Origin of the sequence: Streptomyces sp. NPDC102274 (genome assembly GCF_044766385.1) — a bacterium.
Lineage (GTDB): Bacteria > Actinomycetota > Actinomycetes > Streptomycetales > Streptomycetaceae > Streptomyces.
This window is the reverse complement of the sequence record NZ_JBIWLW010000026.1, coordinates 107,107-122,776: the sequence shown is the minus strand read 5'-3', so window position 1 is coordinate 122,776 and position 15,670 is coordinate 107,107. Positions and strand designations below refer to the sequence as shown.

13 protein-coding genes are annotated in these 15,670 nt (G+C 70.9%); 7 read left to right on the top strand and 6 right to left on the bottom strand.

Features of this window, described 5'->3' with window-relative positions; translation table 11 throughout:
• The first annotated feature begins 81 nt into the window (after nucleotides 1-81).
• Together ACIRQP_RS29480 and trxA are read left to right on the top strand one after the other, a co-directional pair.
• Nucleotides 82-552 carry a MerR family transcriptional regulator gene (locus tag ACIRQP_RS29480; RefSeq protein ID WP_403894957.1) on the top strand — a complete coding sequence of 157 codons (471 nt, stop codon included), beginning with the start codon at nucleotides 82-84 and terminating at the stop codon, nucleotides 550-552.
• Complete coding sequence (gene trxA, locus ACIRQP_RS29475; protein WP_403894954.1) at nucleotides 549-881, top strand: thioredoxin; 333 nt, start codon at nucleotides 549-551, stop codon at nucleotides 879-881. The genes ACIRQP_RS29480 and trxA overlap by 4 nt, the downstream gene beginning before the upstream one ends.
• A 106-nt stretch (nucleotides 882-987) precedes the next feature.
• Here the strand turns inward: trxA and ACIRQP_RS29470 are convergent, their stop codons facing one another.
• The 4 genes from ACIRQP_RS29470 to ACIRQP_RS29455 form a co-directional block, all read right to left on the bottom strand.
• Nucleotides 988-1,680: a response regulator gene (locus ACIRQP_RS29470; protein WP_403894951.1), complete on the bottom strand. Its 693-nt coding sequence runs from the start codon at nucleotides 1,678-1,680 to the stop codon at nucleotides 988-990.
• A complete protein-coding gene (locus ACIRQP_RS29465) occupies nucleotides 1,677-2,894 on the bottom strand; it encodes a sensor histidine kinase (RefSeq protein WP_403895010.1) in 1,218 nt (405 codons plus the stop codon). Before ACIRQP_RS29465 ends, ACIRQP_RS29470 begins: the two co-directional genes overlap by 4 nt.
• A 157-nt stretch (nucleotides 2,895-3,051) precedes the next feature.
• Nucleotides 3,052-3,918: a lysostaphin resistance A-like protein gene (locus tag ACIRQP_RS29460; protein ID WP_403894948.1), complete on the bottom strand. Its 867-nt coding sequence runs from the start codon at nucleotides 3,916-3,918 to the stop codon at nucleotides 3,052-3,054.
• A gap of 393 nt (nucleotides 3,919-4,311) precedes the next feature.
• Complete coding sequence (locus tag ACIRQP_RS29455) at nucleotides 4,312-5,004, bottom strand: DUF2848 domain-containing protein (protein WP_403895007.1); 693 nt, start codon at nucleotides 5,002-5,004, stop codon at nucleotides 4,312-4,314.
• 185 nt (nucleotides 5,005-5,189) lie between these two features.
• Between ACIRQP_RS29455 and ACIRQP_RS29450 the strand changes: the two genes are divergently transcribed.
• The 3 genes from ACIRQP_RS29450 to ACIRQP_RS29440 all read left to right on the top strand — a co-directional run bounded on the left by ACIRQP_RS29450 (nucleotide 5,190) and on the right by ACIRQP_RS29440 (nucleotide 8,472).
• Complete coding sequence (locus ACIRQP_RS29450) at nucleotides 5,190-6,515, top strand: MFS transporter (RefSeq protein ID WP_403894945.1); 1,326 nt, start codon at nucleotides 5,190-5,192, stop codon at nucleotides 6,513-6,515.
• A gap of 75 nt (nucleotides 6,516-6,590) precedes the next feature.
• Entirely contained in the window at nucleotides 6,591-7,451 is an 861-nt protein-coding gene (locus ACIRQP_RS29445; RefSeq protein ID WP_403894943.1) for a carbon-nitrogen hydrolase family protein, read from the top strand.
• A gap of 253 nt (nucleotides 7,452-7,704) precedes the next feature.
• On the top strand, nucleotides 7,705-8,472 hold the full coding sequence (locus ACIRQP_RS29440; protein WP_403894940.1) for an NPP1 family protein: 768 nt from the start codon (nucleotides 7,705-7,707) through the stop codon (nucleotides 8,470-8,472).
• A 64-nt stretch (nucleotides 8,473-8,536) separates the two neighbouring features.
• Here the strand turns inward: ACIRQP_RS29440 and ACIRQP_RS29435 are convergent, their stop codons facing one another.
• The gene (locus ACIRQP_RS29435) at nucleotides 8,537-9,166 is read right to left on the bottom strand and encodes a GntR family transcriptional regulator (protein WP_403894938.1); all 630 of its coding nucleotides are present in this window, start codon (nucleotides 9,164-9,166) and stop codon (nucleotides 8,537-8,539) included.
• Nucleotides 9,167-9,406: 240 nt separating this feature from the next.
• Between ACIRQP_RS29435 and ACIRQP_RS29430 the strand changes: the two genes are divergently transcribed.
• Together ACIRQP_RS29430 and ACIRQP_RS29425 are read left to right on the top strand one after the other, a co-directional pair.
• Entirely contained in the window at nucleotides 9,407-11,689 is a 2,283-nt protein-coding gene (locus tag ACIRQP_RS29430; RefSeq protein ID WP_403894935.1) for a HelD family protein, read from the top strand.
• 112 nt (nucleotides 11,690-11,801) lie between these two features.
• Entirely contained in the window at nucleotides 11,802-12,941 is a 1,140-nt protein-coding gene (locus ACIRQP_RS29425) for a glycosyltransferase (RefSeq protein WP_403894933.1), read from the top strand.
• Between the two features lie 130 nt (nucleotides 12,942-13,071).
• On the opposite strand, the gene glgB is transcribed toward ACIRQP_RS29425, so the two are convergent.
• Nucleotides 13,072-15,618, bottom strand: a complete 2,547-nt coding sequence (gene glgB, locus ACIRQP_RS29420; RefSeq protein ID WP_403894930.1) for a 1,4-alpha-glucan branching enzyme — start codon at nucleotides 15,616-15,618, stop codon at nucleotides 13,072-13,074.
• Nucleotides 15,619-15,670: the final 52 nt, after the last annotated feature.

Below are 15,670 nucleotides of genomic sequence, written 5' to 3'. Positions count from 1 at the left end.
CAATGCCTTTCTCCTCGCCGTGACTTCCCTCGCCCCGGCTCCCTTGCCTTGACCTCGGCGTCAAGGATTACGGTCGAAGACATGCGAATCGGTGAGCTGGCGGAACGGGCGGGGACGACCACGCGGACTCTGCGTTACTACGAGTCACGCGGGCTGCTGCCCGCCCGGCGCGCGGTGAACGGCTACCGCACGTACGACGAGAGCGATCTGCGGCTCCTCCGGCAGATCAGGACCCTTCAGGACTTCGGGTTCGATCTGGAGGAGACGCGGCCGTTCGTGGAGTGCCTGCGCGCCGGGCATCCGGCCGGGGACTCCTGTCCCGCCTCGCTCGCCGTCTACCGCCGCAAGCTCGGCGAGCTGGACGGACTGATCGGTGAGCTTCAGTCGGTACGTGCCCAGGTCGGGGCGCAGCTCGCACAGGCCGAGGCGGCGCGGGCCGGGCTGGCGGCCGAAGCGGAGGTGCCGGGCGGCCCCGAACCGCGGTGCGCATTGACGCCGCACACAAGCGCGCACGAATTCAGCCGGGTCAATCGAGGAGAGACAGAGAAATGATCGCGATAGACGGTGTCGACGCCGTGACGGACACGGATTTCGACAATGAGGTGCTCAAGTCAGGACTCCCCGTCCTTGTGGAATTCACCGCCGACTGGTGCGGCCCGTGCCGGCAGCTCGCGCCGGTGCTGAGCGCCGTGGCCGGGGAGCAGGCCGGCCGGCTCAAGGTCGTCCAGCTCGATGTGGACAGTAACCCCGAGATCACGGCGCGGTACGGGGTTCTCGCGATGCCGACGCTGATGGTGTTCCGCGCGGGTGAACCGGTGAAGTCCATGGTCGGAGCCCGCCCGAAGCGCAAGCTTCTCCAGGAACTGGAAGAGGTGGTCTGACGCGCCGCGCGGAGCGAGGAGCCGGCTGACGGCAGAGACCGGCACCCCCGGTGGGCCCGCGGTATCCGGCCGCGGGCCCACGCCCCTGCCATCCGCTTGAGCCGGTTCAGTCGCTGCCGGAGACCAGCCCCACCCGGTAGGCGAGGACGACCGCCTGCACACGGTCACGCAGGTTGAGTTTGGCCAGGATCCGCGACACGTAGGTCTTCACCGTTTCGGAGGTGATGAACAGCTTCGCGGCGATCTCCGCGTTCGACAGCCCAGCGGCGATCTGTTCGAACACCTCAAGTTCGCGGGGGGTCAGCGCCCGTACGAGGTCCTGCCTGGCCGGGCGGAACGTATCGGACGGACGTAGCCGTTCGGCGAAGCGGCCGATGAGTGTGCGGGTGACGGCGGGGGCCAACAGGGAATCGCCCCGGGCGATCGTCCGGACGCCGTTGAGCAGTTCCGCCGGTGGCGCGTCCTTGAGGAGGAAGCCGCTGGCACCGGCCCGAAGCGCTTCGTAGACATACTCGTCGACGTTGAAGGTGGTGACGACCAGTATCTTCGCCGGTGTGGCGACACCGGGTCCGGCCAGCTGCCGGGTCGCCTCGATGCCGTCCACGAGGGGCATCCGGATGTCCATCACGATCACGTCGGGGCGGAGCCGCCGCGCGGTCTCCACCGCCATGCGTCCGTCCTCCGCCTCCCCGACGACCTCCATGTCGGGCTGCGTGGAGAAGATGGTGACGTAACCCGCGCGCACCAGTGCTTGGTCCTCGCAGATGAGCAGTCGTGTCGGTGGCGGTGAGCCGGTCATGCGTTACTCCTGGACGGAATCAGGGCGCGGACGGTGAACCCGCCGTCGGGCCGGGCTCCGGCCACCAGTTCACCATCGAGTATCCGCATCCGTTCGCGCAGTCCTCCCAGGCCCCGCCCGCCCGAAGGGCCCGGTTCCCGCGCTCCCGGTGAATCGGGCGTGGCGTCGGCGGATCCGTCGGCGCGTCCGTCAGCGGACTTGTCAGCGCGTCCGTCAGCGCGTACGTCGGCGGGTCCGTCCGTGGTCACCTCGACCTCGATGTGCTCGTCACCGTGCCGGATCCGGACCGCCGTTGGCCGCCCGGTCGCGTACTTGAGCGCGTTGGTGAGCGCTTCCTGCACCACGCGGTAGGCCGCCAGTTCCACCTCGACGGCCTGGGGCCGCTGTTCGCCCTGCTCGGTCCACTCGACGGGCTGGCCCGACAGCCGGGCCTGTTCGACCAGATCAGCCACTCTGCCCAGGGTAGGTGCGCGGTTCGCGGGTGCCCGGTCGACGGACGCCGATTCGCCGGTCGCCTCCAGCACTCCGAGCAGGTAACGCAGTTCCGTCAGTGCCCCGCGGCCGGTGCCGCCGATGGCGGCGAGTGCTTCTCCGGCACGAGCCGGCGCGGCGGGGAGCAGGAACTGCGCGGCGTCGGCCTGGACCACCATGGCCGTCACATGGTGGGTCACCACGTCATGCAGCTCACGGGCGATCCGTGCCCGCTCGGCGGCCGTGGCCACTTCCGCGGCCAGCCGCCGGCGTTCGGCCTCTTCCGCCCGCCACCTGCGCATCCCGGCCCCGGCCAGCCAGATCAACGCCAGCATCAGGTAGAACGAGAGGTAGTCCAGGGCCCGCTGCGGTGAACCCAGGCTGTGCAGTACGACCGCCAGCACGGCGTAGCCGGACGTCGACACCGCGGACAGGCCGCGGCGGAACCGGACTTGATGGGCTCCGGCGGCATACAGCGCCAGATAGAGACCCATGCTGCCGAAGGTGGTCGGATAGGCCAGCGCCTGATGAACCGCGAACGCGGTGCCGACGACCGCCAGACAGGCCGCGGGCCATCGGCTGCGTATCGCCAGCGGCAGGCACTGCGCCAAGGCCAGCGCCACGCCCAGCGCGTCCGCCCGCCTCTGGGGCAGGTCGCCGATCTGCGCCCCGATGACCGACAGCGTCGGCACGAACGCCAGCAGGGTGAGGACCGCCGTGAGGACGCCGTCCTTGACGGACATGTCACGGGCATCCCACCAGACGAGCGGTGCCCGGAGGAGCCCGGTCGCGCGAGGCGCCTCGCTGATCTTCAAGTCCTCTTCCTTTTCCTCTGTGCGGCCGTTCGGTTGTTCGGCTTTCGGCTTTTCGGCGGAGTGCGGGAGTGCGTGTGTGTGGATGTCAGCGGCCGGCGCGGCGCAACGATACGAGATGGCCGCGTCGGTGGGCGAGGAAGAGCATCGGAACCGAGAGCAGCACGCTCACCACGACCGGCACGATCGACGCTTCGAGGCCGAAGCCGCCGCCGGTCAGCAGTGCCGGGCCGGTGACGTCGGCGGTCAGCAGCCCCTCGGACACATGGCCGGAGACCGGGATGCCGAGCAGTCCCTCGGTGGTGTTCCACGCGAAATGGAGTCCGACGACGAACCAGATGCTGCGCCGCCACAGGAAAGCGGCACCGAGGAGGACACCCGCCTCAAGGGCGATCGCCACTGAACTCCAGACCGTCGCACCCGGGTTGGCCAGGTGCAGACCACCGAACAGCAAGGCGGTGATCGCGAGCGCCGCCTTGCTGCCGCACAGTCGTTCCACTGCTTGCAGGACGAGGCCGCGGAAGATCAGTTCCTCGGTGACCGCCGCGCCGACGGATACGGCGGCCACCGGCACGGCGACCGACAGGATGTCGCGGCCCGACCAGGTGAACGCGTAGCCGCCGAAGGCCGCGATCAGTGAGGCGGAGACGAGCACGAACGCCAGGCCGATCCCGCCGCCGAGCAGTGCCTCCCTTCCGGCCCGGTGCCCGGCGATCTCCGGTGTGCGCCGCCGCGCGACGAAGCGCATGACGGCCCCGTAGACGGCTACCGCGGCTGCCGCGCCTGCCACGGGCAGAACGGTGCCGCTCACGGTGCCGGGCTCTCCGGCGGCGGTCAGGGCCGACATCACGCCCACACCGAGCAGCCCCATCAGCATCCAGGCGAGTGGAAACCGTGCGATGCGGCCCATCCGGCCGCGGTCCGCGTGGTGTGCTTCGGCGGGCGTCGTGCCCATGGTGGCCTCCGTCGGCGTCGGTATCAGGAGCGCGGTTCTGCGACCCGTCCGCAACGCTATGAAGGCGACGACATCCGCGAATCCCCAGCCGGAGGACGATTCCTGTAGCTCCCACGGGGGATGCGCGTGGTCGCCCCGGAGTGCGATGGGCCGGTGCTCCGAGTGGCAGCGACCTGTCCGGCAACGCCCGCATCGCGACGCCCAGCAGAACCCGCAGGACGCCGACCGCGTCCTGTGTCTGGACCACCGCCGGATCGTCGAGCCCGGGACCCGTCACGAGCTGCTGTCCCGCCGTGGCGCGTACGCCCGCCCGCACGGCTCGCGGAACGCGGCGCGACGGACCGCGGCCGAGCCGGAGACCCCTCGGCCGGCGGACCTCGCGCCAACGGCGGCTCAGCCGATGGGCGCCGGCATCCGCACCACGTCGTAGGCCAGCTCGATCACGTCCCCCGTGGCCGGGTCGCCCAGCTCGACCCGCCAGCGGTCGGCGAACTGGTCGACGCCCTCGGCCATGGGGATCGTGCCGGAGATCAGCACCGTCCCCGGCACCAGATCGCCGCGCTCCCGCAGCACCTCCGCCCAGTAGGCCGGGGTGAGCAGCTCCGCCAGCCTGCCGTCCTGGATGAGGGTCTCCTCCCCGGAGCCGGCGTGGGTCACCCACGCCCGCAGGGTCAGCGCGTCCAGCCGCTCCTGTACGTCGGCCAGCCGCCAGGCGCGCCGGGCGAGGACGTCCGGGCCCGCGTTCTTGCTCCATGCCACGCCGTGCACCTCCAGCTCACGGTCGGTGTGGTCGCAGGCGGCCGTCAGCAGCAGGTCCCCGTCGCCGTCCACCACCAGGGCCCATTCCGCTTCGCCGGAGGTGCGCCCGTGCTGGACGCCGACCCGGTCGGTGTGCTGGGCCAGATACGGGGCGACCGGGTAGAGGGCCGGTGTGACGGACGGCGCCGGCACCCCCAGCTCGGCGAGCTCCGCCACATGCGCGGCGACATCGTCCTGGCTGCGTCCGGCGTAGCCGGCGTTGAGCACCTGGACGACATCGACGCGCCTGGTGGTGCCGTCGGGCAGTTCGAAGGTCAGCAGCGCCATGGGTTTCTCCACATCGATCGCGGTATCGGAGAGGTCGGAGGCCCCACCGGCTTCTTTACTTTGCGCGGAAGGCTTGCGCATACGACCTGTATACAAGAAGTATGCCGGAAGGTCGATAGCGCACCTCAGCAAGGACGGACATCGTGAAGAACAGCACGAACATGGACACGAGCAGGGGTAAGGGAATGGAAACGCAACCGCCCGGCAGGTCCGCGGTCCGCCGCGCCTTCTTCGCCAGCCTCACCGGGACCGCCCTGGAGTGGTACGACTTCGCCATCTACTCCGTGGCCGCCGCGCTGGTCTTCGGCGATGTCTTCTTCCCCTCCGAGGACCCCGCCACCGGCACGCTCCTGGCCTTCTCCACCTACGCCGTCGGCTATGTCTCCCGGCCCCTGGGCGGATTCGTCTTCGGCCGTCTCGGCGACAGGATCGGCCGCAAGAAGGTCCTCATGGCGACCCTCGTCCTGATCGGGGCCGCGACCCTCCTGATCGGTCTGCTCCCCTCCTACGCCACGATCGGCGTGTCCGCGCCCATCGCCCTCGTCATCCTCCGCTTCGCCCAGGGCGTCGGTGTCGGCGGCGAGTGGGGCGGGGCCGTACTGCTCTCCAGCGAGTTCGGCGACCCGCGCCGGCGCGGCTTCTTCGCCTCGGCCGCCCAGATCGGCCCGCCCGCGGGCAATCTGCTGGCCAATGGTGTACTCGCCGCCCTCGGTGCCATCCTGACGGAGAGTCAGTTCACCTCCTGGGGCTGGCGTGTGGCCTTCCTGCTCTCCGGGGTCCTGGTCGTCTTCGGGCTGTGGATCCGCGCGAAGCTTGAGGAGACCCCGGTCTTCAAGGCGATGGAGGCCGAGCAGAAGCGCCCCGAGGCACCGATCCGTGAGGTCTTCACCACGCATCCGCGCGCGCTGACGGCCGCGATCCTCAGCCGGGTCGCCCCGGACGTGCTGTACGCGCTGTTCACCGTCTTCGTACTGACCTACGCGACCGGCGAGCTCGACATGTCGCGCGGCTCCGCGCTGGCCGCCGTCCTGATCGGCTCCTCGTTCCAAGTCTTTCTGATCCCGCTGGCCGGAGCCCTCTCCGACCGGATCAACCGGCGTCTGCTGTACGGCGTCTCCGCCGTGGCCGCCGGCGTGTGGCCGTTCCTGTTCTTCCCGATGACCGGCGGCGGCAACTGGCCGCTCCTCGCGCTCGGAGTCGTGGTGGCGCTGGCCATCCACTCGCTGATGTACGGGCCGCAGGCCGCCTTCATCGCCGAGCAGTTCTCCCCGCGCCTGCGCTACACCGGCTCGTCACTCGCGTACACGCTGGCCGGGGTCATCGGCGGAGCCGTCGCGCCGCTGCTGTTCACCGCGCTGCTCGACGCGTACGACTCATGGATCCCGCTGGCCCTCTACGTCGCGCTGACCGCGGTGGTCACGGTCGTCGGCCTCTGTCTGGGGCGGGACGGGAGCCCGTCCGACGACGAGGACCTGAACGGTACGGAACAGCCCGCCCACGCGGAAGCCTGAACCGCCGGTACGTACGTACACCCCCCACCCCGGCCCCGCACCCCGCACGCCCGTACCCGAGAAGGGAACCACCTCATGCGCATCGCGCTGAGCCAGCTCACCACCGGCCCCGACCCCGAGAGGAACCTCGAACTCCTTCGCGCCGAGGCCCACCGCGCCGCCGACGAGGACGCCCGCGTCATCGTCTTCCCCGAAGCCGCGATGGCCTGTTTCGGCACCCCCCTCGCGCCGCTCGCGGAACCGCTCGACGGCCCCTGGGCGACGGCGGTGCGCCGGCTCGCCGAAGAGACCGGACTTGTCGTGGTCGCGGGCATGTTCACGCTGGCCCCGGACGGCAAGGTGGCCAACACCCTGCTCGCCACCGGCCCCGGCGTCGAGGCGGCCTACGACAAGATCCATCTCTACGACGCCTTCGGCTTCGCCGAGTCCGACACCGTGGCGGCCGGCTCCGAGGTCGTCACCATCGAGGTGGACGGTGTCCGGATCGGCCTCGCCACCTGCTACGACGTCCGCTTCCCCGAACTGTTCCGGGCGCACGCCGACGCCGGAGCGGTGCTCTCGCTGCTCCCGGCCTCCTGGGGCGCCGGTCCCGGCAAGCGCGAGCAGTGGGAACTGCTCATCCGCGCACGGGCGTTGGACGCCACGCTCTGGCTCGCCGCCGTGGGCCAGGCCGATCCGGCGGCGTCCGGTACGGGGACGTCCGGTACGGGGACGTCCGGTGCGGGGGCGTCCGGCTCACCGGCGGACGGGGCCGCGAAGTCGCCCGCCCCCACCGGGATCGGCCACAGCGCGCTCATCGGACCCGACGGGACCGTACGGCGGAGTCTCGGAGCCGGCCCGGGGACACTGCTCGCGGACGTGGACCTGGACGAGGTCGCCGCGGTTCGCCGTAAGGTACCGGTCCTCGCCAACCGGAGGATGAACAAGGAGCGTTGACCGACGCGGATGCGCGTCCGCGCCCAACCCGGTTTCCGGCAGCACCACTTCGGCGTGCTTCACTTCGGCGTCCTCAGCCGTCACACTTCACTCAGCGTGTAACTCCGGTCTCCTTCACCCCCCTCTGTATTGGCTGACCCTTCATCGCTTTGACATCCGGCGATGCTCGACGCGTCAACGAGGGCGGGTGAAGCTGACCCGGGCATGTCAACCGGACCGCGTACCCCACGTCGCGGCCGATCAGGAGGACGCAGTGAAGAAAAGCTCGCGCATCCGCAAGGTCTCGCTCATCTTCGGCAGTGCCATCGCGCTGGTCGTCGCCGTGCCGGGCAGTGCGCTCGCCGATCCCCCCACGGCCCTGCCCGCCAACGCGGACGGGCTGGAGCAGACGTTCCAGCCGGCCTTCGACTACGACACGGACGGCTGCTACCCCACCCCCGCCATCGGCCCCGACGGGACCATAGCCCCCGGCCTGAACACGACCGGGGCCGTCAACGGTTCGTGCCGCGACTCGTGGGACCTCGACAACACCAACGGATACGCGCGGTCCAAGTGCAACAACGGCTGGTGCGCGATCATGTACGGCCTCTACTTCGAGAAGGACCAGGCCGTGGCCGGCAGCGGGCTCGGCGGGCACCGTCACGACTGGGAGCATGTCGTGGTGTGGGTGCAGAACGACGTGGCCCAGTACGTCTCGACCTCCGCCCACGGCAACTTCAACATCCACACCCGTGACCAGATCCGCTGGGACGGGACCCACCCCAAGGTCGTCTACCACAAGGACGGCATCGGGACGCACGCCTTCCGTGCCGCGAACTCCAACGACGAGCCGCCGGAGAACCACTACGGCTCCTGGCGGTTCCCCACGCTGGTCGGCTGGAACGGCTACCCCGCCGGTCTCCGCGACAAGCTGAGCCAGGCCGACTTCGGCAGCGCCGTCTTCGGCCTCAAGGACGGCAACTTCAACGGCCACCTGCAGAAGGCGAAGCCGGTCGGCATCCCGTTCGACCCCAACGCCTGATGAACACGCCCCAGGGGCTGTCCGACAAATCCCGCCTGGCTCGGCGCTATTTGTCGGACAGGGCCTAACCGGCGAGCAGGACCTTGAGCGTCGTCTCCAGGTGACTGTCGATCGCGCTGTGCGCGGCCGGCCGGTCACCGGAGGCGATCGCCGCCAGGATCGCGCGGTGCTCGGTCAGTACGGACTCCTGCCGCCCCTGCTGGTTGTAGAGCGCCACCACCCCGGCCCGGATCTGCCGGCTGCGCAGCCCGTCGTAGTGCCGCGTGAGCAGCGAGTTGCCCGCCGCGGCCACGATCGTCGCGTGGAAGAGATGGTCCACCGCGATGAACTCCCTGGCGTACTCGGGCCCGCTCAGGGTCCGCTGCCGCTCCAGGAGCCCGGTCAACTCGGCCACCAGCGCGTCCCGGTCGCCCGGGACGACCTGCTCCGCGGCGTACCGCTCGACGATGCCGCGCAGCTCCATCAGCTCGGTGATCTCCCGCCCCGACAGCGGCACGATCTGCGCCCCCCGCTTGGGGACCAGCCGTACGAGATCCTCGGCGGCGAGCAGCAGCAGCGCCTCACGGATGGGGGTACGGGAGACCCCGATGCGGTTCGCCAGCTCCTGCTCGGAGAGGAACTCGCCCTGCCTGTCCGGGTCGGTGAGCACGTTCTCCTTGAGGAACGCGTACGCCTTCTCCCGGCCCGACGTCATGACTTCCCCCACAGCGAAGGTTGCATACAAGTAGTATACGACTCCCCCTGACGATGCGGCACACGCGAAAAGGGTGCGCGACGCAAAAAACCCCCGGAACCGAATTGACGGCCGGGGTCTTCCTCTGCGTATATTGATTATTTCCACGTCTTGAATCAGTTGCGTTGAATCACCTGCGACTGAATCGCTTAATGGCATGGACCAGGTCACTGGAAAGCAGCGTATCGGACAGGGGCTGAATTGTCAACCGAGGAATTGCAGAATGAGCAGCAATTCGTCTCCCTCCTCTATGAGCGTCTCGATGCCTTGAGGGAGCAGGCCGCGACCGCCGTGGAGGCGTCGATCGGCCAGGTCAACACCGTGCGGCAGGCCCGCGTCGAGCGCGATATCAGCGTCGCGGAACACTCCGGCCGGGTGTCCGCGCTGAATGCGGTGGAGTCGGGTCTGTGTTTCGGCCGGATCGATCTCGGCGACGGGACGACCCATCACATCGGACGCATCGGAATGCGACGGGACGACCCGGAACGTACCCCGCTGCTGATCGACTGGCGGGCCCCCGTGGCGCGCCCCTTTTATCTCGCCACCGGCCATTCCCCGATGGGGCTGCGCAGACGACGCCATCTCACCACCCACGGGCGCCGCGTCACCACGCTCCATGACGAGATCATGGACCTCACCGACACCACCCGCACCGGCTACGAGGACCCGGACGGTGACGCCGTACTGCTCTCCGCGCTGAACTCCGCGCGTACCGGGCGGATGAGCGACATCGTGCAGACCATCCAGGCCGAGCAGGACCGCATCATCCGCGCACCGCACCGCGGTGTGCTGGTGGTCGAGGGCGGTCCCGGCACCGGCAAGACCGCCGTGGCGCTGCACCGGGCGGCGTATCTGCTCTACGCGTACCGCGAGCAACTGGCCCGCCGCGCCGTGCTGATCGTCGGCCCGAACCCCGCCTTCCTCGGCTATATCGGCGAGGTGCTGCCCTCGCTCGGTGAGACCGGCGTGCTGCTGTCGACCGTGGGGGGGCTGTTCCCGGGCGTACGGGCCACCGGTACGGACACCCCCGAGGCGGCCGAGGTCAAGGGCCGGGCCGACATGGCCCGCGTACTGGCCGAGGAGGTGCGCGGTCGGCAGTCGCTGCCCCGCCCCGTCATGGAGATCGCGCACTCCGAGTACGGCACGCTCGTGCTCGACCGCGACACGGTGCACGAGGCACGGCAGCGCGCCCGGGACACCGGACTGCCGCACAACCCCGCCCGGCCGACCTTCGCCTTCCGGATCATCGACGCGCTCACCGAACAGCTCGCGGACCGGCTCGGCGCCGACCCGCTCGGCGGTCCCAACCTCCTCGACCCGACGGACATCGCCCAGCTCGGCAAGGAGGTCGCCACCAGTCCCGAGGTGCAGGCGGCGATCGACACGCTGTGGCCGAAGCTCACCCCGCAGCAGCTCGTCTCCGACTTCCTGGCGGATCCGGGCGCCCTGCTGGGCTCGCGCGACGCCGCCGCCATGCGCCGGTCCGGGCCCCGGACCGGCGCCGACGCCAGGATCGACTGGACCCCCGCCGACGTACCGCTGCTGGACGAGGCGGCCGAACTGCTCGGCGAGGACGACAGCGCGGCCCGCGCGGCCGCCGCGCTGGAGCGCCAGGAGCGGATCGCCTACGCGCAGGGCGTGCTCGAGCTGTCGTACGGCTCCCGCACCCAGGAGTTCGAGGACAGGGACGACGACGAGTCGGAGGTCCTCGCCGCGCACGACATCATCGACGCCGAGCGGTTCGCGGAGCGGCACGAGGAGGCCGACACCCGCAGCGCCGCCGAGCGGGCCGCCGCCGACCGCACCTGGGCCTTCGGCCATATCGTCGTGGACGAGGCGCAGGAACTGTCCGCGATGGCCTGGCGGTTGCTGATGCGCCGCTGCCCGAGCAGGTCCATGACCCTGGTCGGCGACCCCGCCCAGACCGGGGACGCGGCGGGCTGCGACTCCTGGCAGCAGATCCTGGAGCCGTACGTGCGGCAGCGCTGGGAACTGGCCAAGCTGGGCGTCAACTACCGCACACCCGCCGAGATCATGGAGGTCGCGGCCGAGGTACGGCGTCTGACGGATCCGTTCTTCGAGCCGCCGAGGTCCGTGCGCGCGACGGGCGAGGGACCGCTCGTACGCTCCGCCAAGCCGGGTGATCTGGCCCGTACGGCGGCCGGACTGGCGGTCGAGCACCCGAGCGAGGGGCGGCTCGCGGTGATCGCCCCGGCCGCGCTGCTGCCTGATCTCGCGGCCGAACTGCCCGACGCCTCCTGGGGCATCGCACCGGATCTGACCAGGCCCGTCGTCCTGCTCAACGCCAGGCAGGCGAAGGGTCTGGAGTTCGACACGGTGATCGTCGTCGACCCGGAGGGGATCATGGACGGCTCGCCGCGCGGCACCAACGATCTGTACGTGGCGCTGACCCGGGCGACCCAGCGGCTCGGGATCGTGCGCGACGCGGAGGTCCCGTCCCGGCTGAAGACGGCCACGCCGTAGGCCCGCCCGGGACACGGGCGGATCGCGCGTACCCGTGCGCGCGGTCCGCCCGTGCGCGGTCCCTGTCGACCGGAGTGGGGCGCCTCGACGGTGGGGCAATACCCTTGCCGATATGCGGATTCTCTTCTCCAGCACCCCCGCCCATGGCCATCTGCTCCCGCAACTCCCCCTCGCCCGCGCCTTCCGTGAGCGAGGTGACGACGTGGTGTTCCTGACCGCGGGCGCGCTCGCTCCCGTACTGGCCCGGGAAGGCTTCGACGTACTGCCGGCGGGACCGACCGCCGACGTCCTGGTGGCGGAAGCCGCGCGCAGGACCGGCAAGGACCCGTCGAGCGAACCGACCCCGGACGTGGTCGCGGAGTTCTTCGCCGGAGCGCGGGTCGACCTCACCGCGGACGAGGCGCTGGCCGCCGCCCGGGAGCGGCGGCCCGAGCTGATCGTCACCGAACTGTGCGACTTCGTGGGACCGTTGGCCGCCGCCGCCCTCGATGTGCCGGTGGCGACCCTCGCGTTCGGTCCCGCCATGCCGGCCGAGTTCGCCGCGGCCATGGACGCGGTGGCGGCGGGCCGTTACGCCGACCGCGGTCTGACACCCCGCCCCGCCGCCCACTACCTGGACACCTGCCCGCCCGCGATGCAGCAGGACGGCTGGCAGCCTCCGGCGGGACGGCTGCCGCTGCGTCCGGAGCCCCACGGGCAGACCGGACAGGGGCCGACGGAGCCGGCCGATCCGGAGCAGCGGCGTCCGCGCGTGCTGGTGACCTTCGGCACCGTTTTCTCCGCGCCCGAGGTGCTCAGCCCGATCCTGCGTGAACTGTCGAAGGCGGACATGGAGTTGAGGGTCACCCTTGGGCTCACCGCGACCGCCGAGGACTTCGACGTCGACCATGACCGGGTGACCTTCGTCGGCTTCACCCCGCTGAGCGAGCTGCTGCGCGACACGGACCTGGTGGTCACCCACGGAGGCGCGGGCACCACGCTCGGCACGCTCGCCGCCGGCATCCCGATGGTGATCGCTCCCCAGGGCGCCGACCAGTTCGTCCAGGCCGACCGGGTGGCCGCGGCGGGCGCCGGACTCGGTCTTCCGGGGGGTACGGCCACGCCCGAGGCGGTCGCCGAGGCCGCGTCCGCCGTCCTGGCGGACCAGGGCTTCCGGGCCGCCGCGCGTACCGTCGCCGACCAGATCGCCGCGATGCCGTCCCCCGCCGAGGTGGCCGCGACGCTGGCGGCGGAGCCGGTGCCGGTGGCCTGAGCCGGGGCTTCCGGCCGGAACGTGACGCTTTGGCGCCGCCCAGGTTTTAGAGGCCGCCCCACCCATGCGCGCGGGCTCTTAGGGCGGCGCCGAACCCTCGCCCGCCGGAGCAGGTCAGGAGAGCCGGGCGTCAGACCGGCCGCAGCCAGACCGTCGCCAGCGGCGGCAGGGTCAGCTGGAGGGACACCGGCCGGCCGTGCGCCGCCACCGACTCGGGCTTCAGCGGATCCGCGTTCAGCACATCGCCGCCGCCGTAGCGCGCCGCGTCCGTGTTGAGGACCTCCGTCCAGGCGGAGAACTCCTCGGGCACACCGAGCCGGTACTGATGGCGCACCACCGGCGAGAAGTGCGAGACCGCCAGCAGCGGCGAGCCGTCCGCGTCGAACCGCAGGAACGCGAAGACGTTGTCCTCGCCGGCCTCGCCGTCCACCCACGCGAAGCCCTCGGGGACGGTGTCCCGCTGCCAGAGCGCGGGCGTCGCCCCGTACACCGCGTTGAGATCGCGGACCAGATCGCGCACGCCCCGGTGATCGGGCTCCGCCTCGTACGACGGATCGAGCAGCCACCAGTCCGGGCCGTGCCCCTCCGACCACTCCGCTCCCTGGGCGAACTCCTGGCCCATGAAGAGGAGTTGCTTGCCGGGGTGGGCCCACATGAAGCCGAGATAGGCGCGCTCGTCGGCGCGCTGCTGCCACCAGTCACCGGGCATCTTGGAGACCAGCGCGCGCTTGCCGTGCACCACCTCGTCGTGCGAGATCGGCAGGACGTAGTTCTCGCTGTACGCGTACACCATGGAGAAGGTCATCTCGCTGTGGTGGTACTTGCGGTGGACGGGCTCCTTGGAGACGTAGTCCAGGGAGTCGTGCATCCAGCCCATGTTCCACTTCAGGCCGAAACCGAGCCCGCCGAAGCCGTCGGGGCCGACATGGTGAGTGGCGCGCGTGACCCCGTTCCAGGCGGTGGACTCCTCGGCGACGGTCACCACACCGGGACAGCGCCGGTAGACCGTGGCGTTCATCTCCTGGAGGAAGGCGACGGCGTCCGGATTCTCCCGGCCGCCGTGCTCGTTGGGGGACCACTGGCCTTCCTCGCGCGAGTAGTCGAGGTAGAGCATGGAGGCGACGGCGTCGACCCGCAGCCCGTCGACATGGAACTCCTCGCACCAGTAGACGGCGTTGGAGACCAGGAAGTTACGGACCTCCGTGCGGCCGTAGTCGAACTCCAGCGTGCCCCAGTCGGGGTGCTCGGCCCGCTGCGGGTCGGAGTGCTCGTACAGCGGACGGCCGTCGAACCGGGCCAGTGCCCACTCGTCCTTCGGGAAGTGGGCGGGCACCCAGTCGACGAGCACCCCGATGCCCGCGCGGTGCAGGGCGTCCACGAGATACCGGAAGTCGTCCGGGGTGCCCATCCGGGACGTCGGCGCGTAGTAGCCGGTGACCTGATAGCCCCAGGAGCCGCCGAAGGGATGCTCGGCGACCGGCATCAGCTCCACATGGGTGAAGCCGAGGTCCTTGACGTACGCGGGCAGCTGCGAGGCGAGCTGACGATACGTCAGGCCAGGCCGCCAGGAGGCCAGATGGACCTCGTACACCGAGAACGGCGCCTCGTGCACGGGACGGTCGGCGCGGTGTGCGAGCCACTCCTCGTCGCGCCAGACATGGTGGGACTCGGTGACGACGGACGCTGTCGCGGGCGGTACTTCCGCGCGCCGCGCCATCGGGTCGGCGCGCAGGGTGTGCGAACCGTCGGGCCGCGTGATGTCGAACTTGTAGAGCGCGCCGTCGCCGATGCCCGGCACGAACAGCTCCCACACCCCGGTGGAGCCGAGTGAGCGCATCGGGAGGCTCGTACCGTCCCAGTAGTTGAAGTCACCGGCGACCCGGACGCCCAGGGCGTTGGGCGCCCAGACGGTGAAGCGGGTGCCGGCGACGCCCTGGTGCGTCATGATCCGGGCACCGAGGGCTTTCCACAGCTCCTCGTGCCTGCCCTCGCCGATCAGATGCAGATCCATGTTCCCGAGGGCGGGCAGGAAGCCGTACGGATCGCGCACCTCCAGCTCGTCCAGCTCCTGGGTGGCGTCGCTGTAGCGGACGAGGAGCGTGTACGAGGGCACCGCGCGCAGCGGCAGCACCCCGGAGAAGAAGCCGTCGCCGTCGTCGTTCAGCTCGGCTCCGGCCTCCAGCCCCTCCGCGACGACGGTGACGGTGCGCGCGTACGGCCGCAGCGTCCGGAAGACGACACCGTCCGGCACGGGGTGCGCCCCCAGCAGCCCGTGCGGATCGTGGTGCGAACCGGAGAGCAGCCGTTCCCGGTCGCCGTCGTCCAGCGGTCGCGCGGCCCGTACCCGACGGCCGCCGGCCGGTTCCACACGCGGCCGGGGCGCGGAGGGAGCCGCCCGGGTCCCGGGCTCCTCAGAAGCGGCGGAGGCGGCGGAGGCGGCGCGGGCAGGGGAGGCGGCCGGAGCGGGTGCGGCGGCCGGGGCAGGCGGGGCGGCCGGGGCGGTCGCGGTCTGCGGTGCCTTGCGGCGCGCGGGCCTCTTCCCCTTCTTCCCGGGGGACTTGCCCGCACCCGCGCGCGCGGCCTCGGCGGCGGGCGCCGGGGCCGGGAGCGAGGCGGTGGGCAGCTCGGGCTGGGGCGAGCTGTCGGACGAACGGTCGGACGGCGTGCGGGCGGTCACGGGGGCTGCCTCCTCGGCTGGGCTTCGCTGGACGGTCGATACGGGTGGGGAA

Coding starts and splice junctions, on each gene's coding strand:
- ACIRQP_RS29460 (WP_403894948.1), bottom strand. CDS start 3,918: ATGGGCACGACGCCCGCCGAAGCACACCACGCGGACCGCGGCCGGATG.
- ACIRQP_RS29425 (WP_403894933.1), top strand. CDS start 11,802: ATGCGGATTCTCTTCTCCAGCACCCCCGCCCATGGCCATCTGCTCCCG.
- ACIRQP_RS29470 (WP_403894951.1), bottom strand. CDS start 1,680: ATGACCGGCTCACCGCCACCGACACGACTGCTCATCTGCGAGGACCAA.
- trxA (WP_403894954.1), top strand. CDS start 549: ATGATCGCGATAGACGGTGTCGACGCCGTGACGGACACGGATTTCGAC.
- ACIRQP_RS29445 (WP_403894943.1), top strand. CDS start 6,591: ATGCGCATCGCGCTGAGCCAGCTCACCACCGGCCCCGACCCCGAGAGG.
- ACIRQP_RS29480 (WP_403894957.1), top strand. CDS start 82: ATGCGAATCGGTGAGCTGGCGGAACGGGCGGGGACGACCACGCGGACT.
- ACIRQP_RS29455 (WP_403895007.1), bottom strand. CDS start 5,004: ATGGCGCTGCTGACCTTCGAACTGCCCGACGGCACCACCAGGCGCGTC.
- ACIRQP_RS29465 (WP_403895010.1), bottom strand. CDS start 2,894: ATGTCCGTCAAGGACGGCGTCCTCACGGCGGTCCTCACCCTGCTGGCG.
- ACIRQP_RS29435 (WP_403894938.1), bottom strand. CDS start 9,166: ATGACGTCGGGCCGGGAGAAGGCGTACGCGTTCCTCAAGGAGAACGTG.
- ACIRQP_RS29450 (WP_403894945.1), top strand. CDS start 5,190: ATGGAAACGCAACCGCCCGGCAGGTCCGCGGTCCGCCGCGCCTTCTTC.